The sequence below is a fragment of the Idiomarina sp. MD25a genome, from assembly GCF_001870515.1.
In the GTDB taxonomy this organism is placed as follows: Bacteria; Pseudomonadota; Gammaproteobacteria; order Enterobacterales; family Alteromonadaceae; genus Idiomarina.
Genome location: NZ_MDGT01000003.1, coordinates 507394 through 520063 on the forward strand (window position 1 = coordinate 507394; position 12670 = coordinate 520063).

General features: G+C 47.9%; 12 protein-coding genes. All 12 read left to right on the forward strand.

The genetic code is table 11. The annotated features are described in order from the left end of the window. Positions 1–22: 22 nt before the first annotated feature. On the forward strand, positions 23–751 hold the full coding sequence (locus BFR57_RS06500; RefSeq protein WP_083405064.1) for a YjbF family lipoprotein: 729 nt from the start codon (positions 23–25) through the stop codon (positions 749–751). After that, the gene (locus BFR57_RS06505; RefSeq protein WP_071463195.1) at positions 751–1584 is read left to right on the forward strand and encodes a capsule biosynthesis GfcC D2 domain-containing protein; all 834 of its coding nucleotides are present in this window, start codon (positions 751–753) and stop codon (positions 1582–1584) included. The genes BFR57_RS06500 and BFR57_RS06505 overlap by 1 nt, the downstream gene beginning before the upstream one ends. Then, complete coding sequence (locus BFR57_RS06510; protein WP_071463196.1) at positions 1581–3707, forward strand: YjbH domain-containing protein; 2127 nt, start codon at positions 1581–1583, stop codon at positions 3705–3707. Before BFR57_RS06505 ends, BFR57_RS06510 begins: the two co-directional genes overlap by 4 nt. An 18-nt stretch (positions 3708–3725) precedes the next feature. Next, the gene (locus BFR57_RS06515) at positions 3726–4058 is read left to right on the forward strand and encodes a hypothetical protein (RefSeq protein WP_071463197.1); all 333 of its coding nucleotides are present in this window, start codon (positions 3726–3728) and stop codon (positions 4056–4058) included. Between the two features lie 105 nt (positions 4059–4163). Beyond that, positions 4164–5954 carry a polysaccharide biosynthesis/export family protein gene (locus BFR57_RS06520; protein WP_071463198.1) on the forward strand — a complete coding sequence of 597 codons (1791 nt, stop codon included), beginning with the start codon at positions 4164–4166 and terminating at the stop codon, positions 5952–5954. Beyond that, positions 5955–6761 (forward strand): ABC transporter permease, encoded by an 807-nt coding sequence (locus BFR57_RS06525; RefSeq protein WP_083405065.1) that lies wholly within the window; start codon positions 5955–5957, stop codon positions 6759–6761. A gap of 1 nt (position 6762) precedes the next feature. Further along, positions 6763–7482, forward strand: coding sequence for an ABC transporter ATP-binding protein (locus BFR57_RS06530; RefSeq protein WP_253183611.1), 720 nt, complete (start codon positions 6763–6765; stop codon positions 7480–7482). Then, on the forward strand, positions 7479–8564 hold the full coding sequence (locus tag BFR57_RS06535; protein ID WP_071463199.1) for a chain-length determining protein: 1086 nt from the start codon (positions 7479–7481) through the stop codon (positions 8562–8564). The genes BFR57_RS06530 and BFR57_RS06535 overlap by 4 nt, the downstream gene beginning before the upstream one ends. A 4-nt stretch (positions 8565–8568) precedes the next feature. Continuing rightward, positions 8569–9582, forward strand: coding sequence for a hypothetical protein (locus tag BFR57_RS06540; RefSeq protein ID WP_071463200.1), 1014 nt, complete (start codon positions 8569–8571; stop codon positions 9580–9582). 1 nt (position 9583) lies between these two features. Beyond that, entirely contained in the window at positions 9584–10708 is a 1125-nt protein-coding gene (locus BFR57_RS06545; RefSeq protein WP_083405066.1) for a glycosyltransferase family 4 protein, read from the forward strand. 14 nt (positions 10709–10722) lie between these two features. Continuing rightward, the gene (rfbB, locus tag BFR57_RS06550) at positions 10723–11805 is read left to right on the forward strand and encodes a dTDP-glucose 4,6-dehydratase (protein ID WP_071463201.1); all 1083 of its coding nucleotides are present in this window, start codon (positions 10723–10725) and stop codon (positions 11803–11805) included. Then, the gene (rfbD, locus tag BFR57_RS06555) at positions 11802–12668 is read left to right on the forward strand and encodes a dTDP-4-dehydrorhamnose reductase (RefSeq protein ID WP_071463202.1); all 867 of its coding nucleotides are present in this window, start codon (positions 11802–11804) and stop codon (positions 12666–12668) included. The genes rfbB and rfbD overlap by 4 nt, the downstream gene beginning before the upstream one ends. Positions 12669–12670 lie beyond the last annotated feature (2 nt).

Here is a 12670-nt window from a genome sequence, read left to right on the forward strand (position 1 = left end):
ATAGATAATTCCTCGGCGTCGAATGACAACAAAAACAATGCACCACAGCCGCTTATTTCTGCCCAGTCTTGCAGCAGTCGTCCTGCTGTCAGGATGTATGAACCGCGTTGAGTCGATGAAAGAGACATTGGCGTTTGCATGGTCAGGCAATCAGGATGTGACGGTCACGCAAGAGCGATTGGACGAAATTAATTACCCTATGATGTATGCACGCTTTAATCAACAGCGGCGCATTGCGTTAGGGCTTGGCTTTGATGATAACGACCAATACAAATGGTTGTCAGGCGATCAAGAAGTGGTCGTCACGCGCCATGGTCGCGTGATACAAACGCAGGGCGTATCGGGTAATTTAAATGAACTGGCATGGGTCAGCAATCTTAGCAATGATCCGCTTAAATGTCTCACGCAACTAAATAGTCAGTGCTCACTTACATGGCAAGCTCAAGTGCAGTCAGGCGTTGCACAAGAGGCATCAATCCAAGCGATTACCTCGCAATTTTCACGTATCGGCTCAGAAACGCTAGAGCTCCCCATTAATCGTTCAATTAATACGGTGCATTGGCGCGAACAAATAACCCAAGATAACGGTACCACGTGGACTAATGATTATTGGTTATCCACCGAAACCGGGCGGGTGGTGAAGTCGTCGCAACAACTGACCGACGCATTACCACGAGTGGTGACCGAAGAGCTCAAACCCTACAAAAAAGATTTACAAAAACCGAGTAATTCGAACAGAGGGGCCAACTAATGCGCGTATTCGTTGGATTGCTTCTTGTTGTATTAATGAGTGTGAGTCAGACTGCTGCAGCGCAAGTTAAAGTAAACGTTTACTTGCATCAGAGCGCCGAACAGCCGGGCGATGTCACATGGCAAAAGAGTTATGAACTGAGCCAACCCGAGCGTATTTCGCAAGTCTATGAGCGTATTTTAAGCGATCTCAATGCCGACGATCTCGCGCAAATTAACTGGTCAGCGAGCCGCCTATCCAGCGACTTTTTACAAGCTAGGCTGGAGCGTCACCGCGAGCGCATGGTTGAACAGCTCGATCAGCTGGCGCGTCACTGGAGTCGCCAAGATGAACAACAGGTTGCCGATAGCATTAAGCGTCTGGCAGCGCAGGTGAGCCGTTGGCCACTGCAAGCCACCTACAGCTTTAATTTAACACCGGACCAAACGCGTCTAATTCTGCAGCAAAACCCACTGTTAACACGTGCTGATGGTCGTGTGTTTAACTGGCATCTCTACAGCTTTCCTCATAAAGCGCTGACATTCGGTTTACCTGAGGATTTAGCGGGTGTCGATAATGATTTCTTATGGCGTGTGCTACCCAATGGCACCGTGGCAAAACAGCCCGTTGCTTATTACAACAAGCGTTTGCCCGCTGCTTGTTATCAACACGACGAACGCAGCCCGATACAAAGCGTCAACGCTGACCAAGCTCAGCGATGCGCCATTAAGGGCAACCTAATTCATAGCGTGCGCTTACTTTCAGAGTATTGGCTTACCGACGAAACCGAGCAGTTGGATCTCGAACTCATGTTATTGGCAAAATTTATTCTGCCTAACGGAGGTCAGTCATGAAAAAATTGAGTGTTTATACACTGACCATGGCTGCGTTAGGTTATTTACCCAACTTGTCTGCGCAAGATATCAGTGCCGATCGTATCTATCAGCCTACGCAATCCGATATCGGTGGTGCGGGTTTGATGCAAACCCCGACCGGACGAATGAACCGCGATGGTGAGTTCTCGGTACTTTACTACGATAACGATGAATACCGTCGCATGGCGTTGAGTCTCCAGTTGTTCCCGTGGCTGGAGTCAACCATTCGCTATACCGACGTAAGAACGCGCTTATACAGCGACTCAGAAGGTTTTAGTGGCGACCAAACCTACAAAGACCGGGGGCTTGATGTAAAGTTTAGACTGTTAGAAGAAAGCCGTTGGCTACCCGAAACCAGTTTAGGCTTACGCGATATCGCCGGAACCGGGCAATTTGCATCCGAGTACATTGCGGCAAGCAAGCGCTTTGGCCCTGTCGATGTCACTTTAGGTATCGGTTGGGGCTACTTAGGACGCTCAGGCAATATCGATAACCCGTTGTGCGATATAGCGGATCGTTTTTGTGATCGTGCCAACGAGCTTAGCGGGCAAGGCGGTGAATTCGAAATTGGCGACTGGTTTACCGGTAACGCAGGCTTATTTGGTGGGATCGAGTACCAAACGCCCTGGGACCCGCTCATTGTCAAAGTCGAATACGATGCCAACGACTTCTCGCGTGAGTCGTCGCGTACGCCCATCATTCAGGACTCCCACTGGAACTATGGTTTACATTATCGGGTGAATGATAACGTCAACCTCAAGTTGAGTTACGAGCGGGGCAATACCTGGATGTTCGGGTTTAGCTTCCGTACCAACTTTGACGATATGACGCAATACAAGCGCACCGATCCGATACCGGCACCCACCGAGCCAAAACTCACCTCAATGGATCAGCTGGACACCGATGAGTTACGCAGCAAGTTGCGTAAAGCCAGTGGCTTTTACCTGAAGCGCTTTTACCTCAGCGATAACGGTAAAAAAGTCACGTTAGTGGGTAACCAAAGCCGCTATCGCTATGAAACCATGAGCCTGGATAGAGCCGCAGCGGTGCTGGCTAATTATTTACCTGCTGCGGTCACCCAGTATCAATTTGTCGATGATGTGCTCGGCATGCCTATCGCCCAAGTGAATGTCGATGCGCCCACCTTTAAACGAGCATTTTACCGCGCCGACTTTACCACGCGCTACAAAGATAGCTACCAACTGGTTAACGTTAATCAAGATGATGACGACCAACTGTTGTTTGAGCGCGCCAGTGAACTGGGGCTACCCGATATCGGTTTCCGTCCCTTCTTAGAGCAGTCTTTTGGTGGGCCCGAGGCGTTCTACATGTACAAGCTGCGCATGGACGGCTATTTTAATTGGGTGCCTACCGAGAACTTCTTAGTCAATGGTGTAATCAGTGGCACCATCGTCGATAATTACGATAAATTTAATTATCTCGTTGAGGACGGCGAAGCACCGTTGCCGCGCGTGCGAACCTATGTGCGTGAATATTCAACGCAATCGGACATTGTACTCACACGTGCACAGGGTACCTATGTCAAAGAGTGGCAAGACAATCTTTACAGCTCCTTTTACGGTGGGTATCTTGAGCGCATGTTTGGCGGTATCGGGACCGAATGGCTCTATCGCCCGCTCGATAAACCGTGGGCGGTGGGTGTCGATATCAATTATGCGCGCCAACGTAGCTTCGAAAATCATCTCGGATTTAGAGATTACGACGTGCTAACCGGGCATTTAACGGGTTATCTGCGCACGGATTATTTCTTTGACAACACACTGTTGACCGTGTCGGCAGGGCGTTTCCTTGCAAAAGACTGGGGTGTGAACGTCAAATTTGAGAAGAAATTTGATTCAGGTATTATCGTCGGCGCTTTTGCGGCGAAGACAAACGTATCAGCGGAAGAGTTTGGTGAGGGGAGCTTCAATAAAGGCTTCTTTATCAGTATCCCGTTTGATCTATTACAAATTAACCACAGCACCGGTCGAGGCGCCATTGGATGGACGCCGCTCACCCGTGATGGTGGACAAATGTTGCAACGCGCAGCGCATTTATATGGTATTACCGATGCGCGTAGCCGGTTTTATAATGAGTGGTAAGGACAAATAAGGTAGCACATGAATAAGTTAGCGCTAATAGGGGTGCTCGTATTAGGTATGAGCGGCTGTGCAAGCCAACCCGAAAAAGATAACAACAGTGATTGGCAGGGCACTCACCAAAGTATCGATTATATTTTATCACCTAACTATGATGCCATCGCTAGCGCCGTGCCAGGACAGTCACTCAGTTTAACTACGCGCAGCCAACGCAACTATAACGTAACTATCGTTAAACGATATTTCGCAGCGAGCGGACGCGAGTGCCTCGAGGCCGAGACGCAAACCAATACGGTGGTGTTGTGTGACTACCGCACTGAATGGGGGTTGAGTCGTGCCTTTGAGCAGTTTTAGCAGCGCTTTAACTAGTTTCTAAAGCACGGTGCGAGTGGTAAACTACAAAAAGTTTAACGAGTGAGTAATGAAAACGATAGATAGTATGGTTAACAGGGGCAGCAAATGAAAGGAACAAAACAAGGCATCGCAGCGCTGCTTTTGTCGTTAGTGAGCGTAACCGCTTCGGCTCAAAGTATCTCCGACTTGACACCCGAGCAACGCGAACAGCTTGAACAACGTATGGGTGTGACTGCTTCAGATTCAAACCAAACGCCTACCTCGGATATGTCGCAGAGCCAAGTGTTTGGTGATGTCGATCCGCGTTCGCCGCTTTCGACCCAATTTGCCGAACAGCAGGTGCGTAGTAGCTGGAGCACGGGCACATACGGTCCGGTGATGGAAGAAATGCTGTCGCCCGAAGAACGCAACCAAATTCGTCCGTTCGGGGCCGAAGTATTTGACGGGGGCTTTCGTGTAAAACGCTCAGATGGCCTTAATCCACAGTACCGCATTTTGCCCGGTGATCAAATTACCTTGCGTGTATGGGGAGCTACGGAAGTCGACTCGGTGCTTTCTGTCGATGCGCAAGGCTTTGTTTTTATTCCTTCAGTCGGGCCCGTACAAGTTCAAGGTGTCACGGCTGCTCAGCTTAATTCAGTGATAACATCCGCGATTAAAACGACCTACCCTAAGAATGTGAACGTCTATACTAATGTACAAGGTGTGCAACCTGTTGGTGTGATGGTCTCGGGTTTTGTCGAACGTCCCGGCAAATATGCAGGCGTGCCCAGTGACTCAATTCTTTACTTTTTAGACCAAGCGTCAGGTATCGATAACAAGCTAGGTTCATTTCGTAACATCGATTTAATCCGCAATGGCGAAGTTATCAAAACCTTTGACCTGTACGATTTCCTCATTGATGGCGAGCTTAATCAGCCACAACTGCAAGAGGGTGACACTCTGTTAGTCAAATCGCGCGGTCCACAAGTCACCGTTTATGGCGATGTTGGGCGTGCTTACCATTACGAGTTAAAATCCGAAGGTGTTAAAGGTCGTAGAATAGAGTCATTAGCCCGCTTAAACCCAGGCGTATCGCATGCACTCGTGGTGGGCACACGCATGGGTAACCCTGTAGCAGACTACGTCACCATTGATCAGTTCGCCGATGAGTCGCTAGCCGATGGCGATGAGATTGCATTCTTTGCCGATAAGCGTGCCGATCAAATCGTGGTGCAAGTCGAGGGTAAATATTTAGGTCAGTCGTATTTTGTATTGCCTAAAAACGCGCGATTGATGGAATTCTTAAATACAGTCGCCGTGGACCCACAAGAAACCGACTACAAAAACATCTCGATTCGACGTCAAAGCGTTGCCGAACGACAAAAGAAAGCGTTAGAAGAAAGTTTAAACCGCTTAGAGCAAACTTATTTAGGTGCGCCTTCGTCAACGGCGGAGGAAGCCTCTGTGCGCGCTCAAGAAGCTAAATTAATTAGTGAGTTTGTGCAAAAGGCAAGAAATGTGAAGCCGAGTGGGCGTTTGGTCGTCAGTAACGATAACCAACTCGTCGATATTCGACTGCAACATGGCGATGTCGTGACACTGCCGGCTAAAACCGACTCAGTACTCGTGAGTGGCGAGGTTTATGTGCCACAATCCGCCGTGTATGTTGATGGCAAGTCGGTTGAGGAGTACATCAATGGAGCGGGTGGATTTACTCAGCGTGCGAACGAAGATCGCATATTGATCGTCCGCCAAAACGGTGAAGTGATTGAATCAGATAACACCGATTTGCGTCCGGGGGATGAGGTGCTGGTGCTGCCTGCGGTCAGCTCGAAGAACTTACAAGTCGCGCAGTCAATTACACAAATCATCTACCAGATTGCCGTGGCAACCAAGGTGGCGTTGGATCTCTAAATGAAAGACCAGAATCCAGCAAATACGGTGCGAAGCCCTTATTTAGTGGCGTGGCACGTTTGGTCAGCGTTGTTTATGCGTGAGTTTGTCTCGCGCATGACGACGGACCGCTTTGCGCCGGTGTGGTTGTTTCTGCAGCCTATTTTGCATATCGTTATTTTGGTCGCAGTGCGAGACTTCATTGGCCGAGGCAGACTGATACCGGGCGCTGAATTTATTCCTTGGTTGGTTATTGGAATAACGACATACATTATGTTTCGAACCCTCTGGATACAGGGTATGAACGCGATCCAATCAAATAAGGCATTGTTCGCTTATCGTCAGGTACACCCAGCCGACACCGTGTTGGTGCGCTGCGCCATGGAAGCAAAGCTACAAGCTTTTGTTTTAATGATTATGGTGTTTATGTTCACTGGGCTGGGCCATGAGATGATACCCGATGCGCCACTAGAAGCGGTCGAAGTGCTACTAGCGATGACCCTACTAGGCTTAGGAATGGGGTTAATGACATCGGTCATGGTGACCTTTTTTCCTGAGTCAGCGAAAATTGTGAATTTGATCTCATTGCCGTTGTACTTTTTATCAGGCGTTATTTTACCGATACAATTTATGCCTCACGGTATTCAGGAATTTCTATTATACAACCCACTACTTCATGCGGTTGAGCTTATCCGAGCAGAATTTTTTAGCACGTATCATCCGGTGCGAGGCGTGAGTCTCTGGTACGTCTATCAGTGGGCCATTTGCACGATATTGTTTGGCTTGGCACTGCATGTGAAGTTTAAGATAAGAATGGTGGCGCGCTAATATGGATAAACAGCAAGAACCCGCCATGATCGAAGCCAAAGACGTCTGGAAGCGTTACCACGGCCCGTTTGGTGGTGGCTGGGTACTTAAGGGCGTTGACTTTAAAATTCCCCGCGGTGTATCCGTCGGCTTAGTCGGTAAAAATGGTGCGGGCAAGTCAACGCTGTTACGGCTTATTGGTGGAATGGACTCGCCCGACAAAGGTGAGATTATCGAGCGCTGTCGCGTTTCTTGGCCAATTGGTTTAGGTGGCGGTTTTCAGGGTTCCATGACCGGGCGTCAAAACGTAAAGTTTGTCGCTCGCATTCACGGTGGTAATGCCGACATTGATCGCATTATTGATGAGGTTCAAGAATTTGCCGAAATCGGACCGGCATTCGACCAGCCCATAAGGACCTATTCGAGCGGTATGCGCTCGCGTTTGGCGTTTGGGTTGTCTTTAGCGTTTAATTTCGATATTTACCTATCCGATGAAGCGACAGCCGTGGGTGATGTGACCTTTAAGCAAAAAGCTAAGAAGGCGTTCAAGCAGCGAGTCGGGCAATCAAGTCTCATTATGGTTTCTCACTCGACAAAAATTCTCGAAGACTTGTGCCAGTCAGGTATTTGGCTGCATGAAGGTAAAGCCATTTGGTTCGATGACCTCAAAGATGCTATCGATGCTTATTACGATAGCGTAGGGCATAAACCAAAAAAGAAAAAAGCGAAGCAAACTAAATGAAAGACTTTTTTAAAAACCAACCGCATTGGGCTATCGCAGCAATCATTATCATTGTTGGCGCAATTTATTGGGGGGTCATGGCAACGGACCGATATGTATCGCGCGCGCAAATCGTACTCGAGAGCCCTGAGGTCAGTATGTCCTCAATGAACATCAGCTCGTTACTATCAGGGACACAAGGCTCTGGCGATTTACTTTTGCTTCGTCAGCATTTGCTGTCGGTGACCATGTTGAAGACGCTACAAAAAGATCTCGACCTAAGAAGCCACTATTCGCAAGACTTTATCGACTCATGGTCAGCGCTGTCAGAGAAAGATGCTCCTATCGAAGTGTTTCATCAATATATGCTTGAGCATATGTCGATAGAATTCGATGAATATGCCGGGGTACTTCAGATTCAGGTGGAAGCGTTTGATCCAGAAATGGCGCAGGCTATCGTTCAAACCCTGCTAAAAGAGGGTGAGAGTCACATGAATAGCATGGGGCAACGACTCGCCGAGGAGCAAGTTAAGTTTATCGAAAAGCAGGTTGCAAAACTTGAGTCTCGCCTGTTTAAAGCGCGTGATAATTTACTGCAGTTTCAAAATGAGAACGGCCTCGTGTCACCCTCGCAAACCGTACAAGCTATTTTTGCCACGGTATCGCAACTACAAGCACAGCGTGCAGCCCTCGCCGCACGTAAAACGGCACTGCTTGACTACCAAAGTCGCACGTCACCACAAGTGATGGAAATAACTCGTGAAATTCGTTCATTAGACGAGCAAATAACTGAGGAGCAAGCCAAGTTAACCCGTGAAAGTGGTGATGCGTTGAACAAAACGTCTGCGGAGTTCCAAACCCTTCAATTACGTGCTGAATTTGCTTTGGAGCTGTATTCAAACGCAATGATTGCGCTCGAAAGTACTCGAATTGAAGCCGCACGTAAACTTAAGCAGGTGTCTATACTGGAGTTCCCGTTGTTACCTGAATATTCAACCAAACCCGATAGACTCTATAATTTTGTGGTGTTGCTGGTGTTTACCTTGTTCATCGCGGCTATTGTTCACTTAGGTAGAGCCATCGTGCGCGATCACAAGCACTAATCCTATGGTTTATATTGTTGGCACCCGCCCGTATTGGCGCAAATCGTGGCTTCAGTTTTTTAACGAACTGGAGCCTGTTTTTGTTGACCAGCCAGAACAAGTGCCAGGCGGCGAGACCGCGTATATTTGGGGTATCGATTACGACTCAGCGCGGTTTAATAAAGACGTTAACGTGGTCCACGTCGAAGACGGGTTTATTCGCTCTATAGGTTTAGGTGCAGCATTGGAGCGACCGTGCTCTTGGGTCTGTGATACCCGAGGCATCTATTTTGATGCCACACGGGCATCCGATCTCGAAGTATTATTGAATACGACTGAACTTACCGAAACCGAGCGCGCGCGCGCCGAGGCTTTAAAACAGTTGCTGATCGAAAACAATATCAGTAAGTACAATACGGGCAGTAACAAAGCCATTGAGTTACCCGAGAATAAAAAAGCGATTTTAGTGCCAGGTCAAGTAGAAACCGATGCCAGTATCAAAAAGGGCTCACCGAATATAAAAACCAATTTGGATTTGCTCAAGCAAGTTAAAGCAAACAACCCTAATGCGTATATTATCTACAAGCCACACCCCGATGTCGTCGCAGGCTTGAGAAAGAGTCAGAACATAGCGAGTGATGCACTGGCATATTGCGATGCTTATATCACCGATATCAATATATCAACCGTGCTGGAATGTGTAGATGAAGTGCACACTATGACGTCATTGTGTGGGTTCGAGGGGCTGCTGCGAGGCAAACGCGTGACCTGCTATGGACAGCCGTTTTATAGCGGCTGGGGCTTAACGTCTGATAAGAGTCCTAATGAACGACGTACAAAGCGAGTGGATTTGTCTACGCTTATCTACTGCACACTGGTTTTATATGCGCGTTACGTGGATCCAGAGTCGGGATCAAAAGTTACCCCCGAACAAACGGTTCAATTACTTGCAGAGCGTCGAACTCAACCAACGCGTCTTAGCGCAAAATTAAAATTGTTATTACGCAAAATACAGACCCGCATAAGCGGGAGGAAGTAACATGCAACGTATCGCTGTCGTGGGCAAAGAAGTACATGTGATGCTGGGTTTCCGTGGGGAGCTGATGAAGCAAATGGTGGCGCGCGGTCACCGTGTATACGCATTTGCGATAGACTATACCGAAGAGTCAGAAGCCTACGTGCGTGGCTTAGGTTTTATCCCGGTGCGTTATCAACTAGACGGCTACACGTTGAATCCACTGCACGAATTAAAAGTGGTGTGGGCGTTGTACCGCGCATTTAAACGTCTCGAAATTACAGTGAGCTATTGCTACTTTGCTAAGCCGGCGCTCTACGGGACTTATGCTGCGTGGCTAGCCAAAGTACCTCACCGTGTTGCAAAACTCGAGGGGCTCGGCAGACCGTTTACCGAAACCGAGGGTAAGAAAAGCCGCCGACTGGTACTCGCAAAATGGTTTCAGAAGCGATTGTTTAAATGGATATTGCCTAAGGCGACCATGTTGGTTCTGCTCAACCACGACGACGAACGAGAGATTGCGCAAATTTGTGGGGCTAAACAACCAAAGACAACGTTACTCGGTGGAATAGGTGTTTGCTTGGATAAGTTCGCTGTTTCCGAACCTCCTATATCGCCCATTCGGTTTATTTTTAGTGGTCGGTTGCTTAACGAAAAAGGCATTCGTTATTACCTGCAGGCAGCTGAGGAAGTAAAACACAGGTATCCTCTAGTGGAGTTTTGGTTGATTGGCCTACCTGACTCACTTCATGGAATCAGTGAACAGGAATTGAGTGTATTTATAAATCAAGGTGTCGTTAAATATTTTGGACATGTTGATAATGTCACCCACTATTTGCATCAAAGCAGTGTCTTCGTGCTTCCCAGTTACTACCGAGAGGGGTTACCACGTAGTAGCCAAGAGGCATTGGCAATCGGTCGACCAATTATTACCACCGATGCGCCGGGTTGTAGAGAAACCGTAGATCATGAGATCAATGGTTATTTGGTCAAGCCGCATGATAAGCAGAGCTTGATAGATGCGATGGAAAAGTTAATAAGTAATCCCGAGTTGATTGTCAGTATGGGACGAGCGAGTCGGCAGCTAGCCGAAAAGAAATTTAATGTAATTGAAGTCAATGAGCGCATGCTCGAAGTACTCGAACTATAAGTGAGTGAGCCAAGATGGATAATAAAACTTTTTTAATAACAGGCGGCGCCGGCTTTATAGGTTCAGCCGTTATACGAGAACTTATCTCGTGCACCAGTCACACGGTTGTGAATGTCGACAAACTCACCTATGCGGGCAACTTAGAGTCGCTCGCAGAGGTTTCTTCGAGTGAGCGTTACTACTTTGAGCAAGTGGATATTTGCGATGCGGTGGAAATAGAGCGTGTATTAAATAAATACCAACCCGATTATGTTATGCACCTGGCTGCCGAGAGCCATGTCGATCGCTCGATTGATGGTCCCGCAGAGTTTATCAATACCAATATTATGGGGACCTATACACTGCTTGAGTGTTGTCGAGCCTATTGGAGTGAGCTCAAGTCGGTTGCGCCAGAGAAGGCATCGGATTTTAAATTCCATCATATCTCGACCGATGAAGTGTATGGCGATTTAGAGGGCACCGACGATCTGTTCACAGAGACCACACGTTACCAACCTAGCTCACCTTACTCGGCGAGTAAAGCGAGCTCAGATCATTTGGTGCGCGCTTGGTATCGTACATTTGGTTTACCGACACTCGTCACTAATTGTTCAAATAACTACGGTCCCTATCATTTTCCGGAAAAGCTGATTCCGTTAATGATTTTAAACGCGCTAAAAGGCAAACCACTACCCGTGTACGGTGATGGGCAGCAAATACGCGACTGGCTCTTCGTTGAGGACCACGCACGCGCACTAATATGTGCGGCACAGCAAGGTGCAGCGGGTGAAACGTATAATATTGGTGGTCATAACGAAAAAGCCAACCTAACAGTGGTCGAAACTATTTGCGACCTGTTGCAAGAGCTTTTGCCTCAGACGCCGGAAGGCGTTGAACACTATCGTGATTTAATTACGTTTGTAACGGACCGCCCAGGACATGATGTTCGTTACGCAATCGATGCAGGGAAGATAGAACGTGAGCTAGGATGGCGCCCACGCGAGACCTTTGACTCAGGGATACGTAAAACGGTCATTTGGTACCTCGAAAATAAAGACTGGTGGCAACGTGTTTTAGACGGTAGCTACCAAGGCGAAAGGCTAGGAGTAAGCTCATGAAGATTTTCTTAACCGGCGTAACAGGACAGGTCGGTTACGAACTCTATAATTTGCTAAAGCGTGATTATGAACTGTTCGCCCCCACTCGGGGCGAACTCGATCTATACGACCGAAATGCGGTATTAGAAGCGCTAGCAGATTATTCACCCGATATAATAATCAATGCAGCGGCCTACACAGCAGTTGATAAAGCAGAAGAAGAGGTGGAACTCGCATTTGCGTTAAACGCACACCTACCAGAGACTTTATCTCGCTTTGCGGCTGCACGGGGTATTCGCTTATTTCATTACTCTACCGATTATGTCTACTCGGGTGAGGGTAGCTCTGCACGAGGAGAAGATGCGCAAACGGGACCTTTATCCGTATACGGGAATAGCAAGCTAGCAGGTGACCAAGCGGTACTGCGCAATACGGCAGATGCGATTATTTTTAGGACATCTTGGGTCTACAGTTATCGTGGTAAAAACTTTATGAATACCATGCTAAAACTAGCGCAAGAAAAGCAACAGCTCAGTATCGTAGACGATCAAATCGGCGCGCCGACCCCTGCCTCGGTGATCGCAGAGGTAACGGTTAAAGCATTAAAAAGTCCGCAAATGGAAGGTGGGGTCTATCACCTAGTTACGCGAGGCTCTGCGAGCTGGTTTGAGTTCGCAGAAGCTATATTCGATATTGCTAAAACCGCAGGTCATTCGTTAAAGGTAACTAAAGTCAACAGTATACAGACCTCAGAGTATCCAACTCCAGCAAGTAGACCTTTAAACTCACGTTTAAAGGTTGATAAACTAGAATCTGTGCTCAACATTGAGCTGCCAACGTGGCAGAATGCACTAGTGCAAACATACGAAAGACGAGAGAACTAGCA

Bases quoted from the DNA above. Each gene is read 5' to 3' on its own strand.
- BFR57_RS06500 (WP_083405064.1), top strand. From the start codon at position 23: ATGACAACAAAAACAATGCACCACAGCCGCTTATTTCTGCCCAGTCTT.
- BFR57_RS06505 (WP_071463195.1), top strand. From the start codon at position 751: ATGCGCGTATTCGTTGGATTGCTTCTTGTTGTATTAATGAGTGTGAGT.
- BFR57_RS06510 (WP_071463196.1), top strand. From the start codon at position 1,581: ATGAAAAAATTGAGTGTTTATACACTGACCATGGCTGCGTTAGGTTAT.
- BFR57_RS06515 (WP_071463197.1), top strand. From the start codon at position 3,726: ATGAATAAGTTAGCGCTAATAGGGGTGCTCGTATTAGGTATGAGCGGC.
- BFR57_RS06520 (WP_071463198.1), top strand. From the start codon at position 4,164: ATGAAAGGAACAAAACAAGGCATCGCAGCGCTGCTTTTGTCGTTAGTG.
- BFR57_RS06525 (WP_083405065.1), top strand. From the start codon at position 5,955: ATGAAAGACCAGAATCCAGCAAATACGGTGCGAAGCCCTTATTTAGTG.
- BFR57_RS06530 (WP_253183611.1), top strand. From the start codon at position 6,763: ATGGATAAACAGCAAGAACCCGCCATGATCGAAGCCAAAGACGTCTGG.
- BFR57_RS06535 (WP_071463199.1), top strand. From the start codon at position 7,479: ATGAAAGACTTTTTTAAAAACCAACCGCATTGGGCTATCGCAGCAATC.
- BFR57_RS06540 (WP_071463200.1), top strand. From the start codon at position 8,569: ATGGTTTATATTGTTGGCACCCGCCCGTATTGGCGCAAATCGTGGCTT.
- BFR57_RS06545 (WP_083405066.1), top strand. From the start codon at position 9,584: ATGCAACGTATCGCTGTCGTGGGCAAAGAAGTACATGTGATGCTGGGT.
- rfbB (WP_071463201.1), top strand. From the start codon at position 10,723: ATGGATAATAAAACTTTTTTAATAACAGGCGGCGCCGGCTTTATAGGT.
- rfbD (WP_071463202.1), top strand. From the start codon at position 11,802: ATGAAGATTTTCTTAACCGGCGTAACAGGACAGGTCGGTTACGAACTC.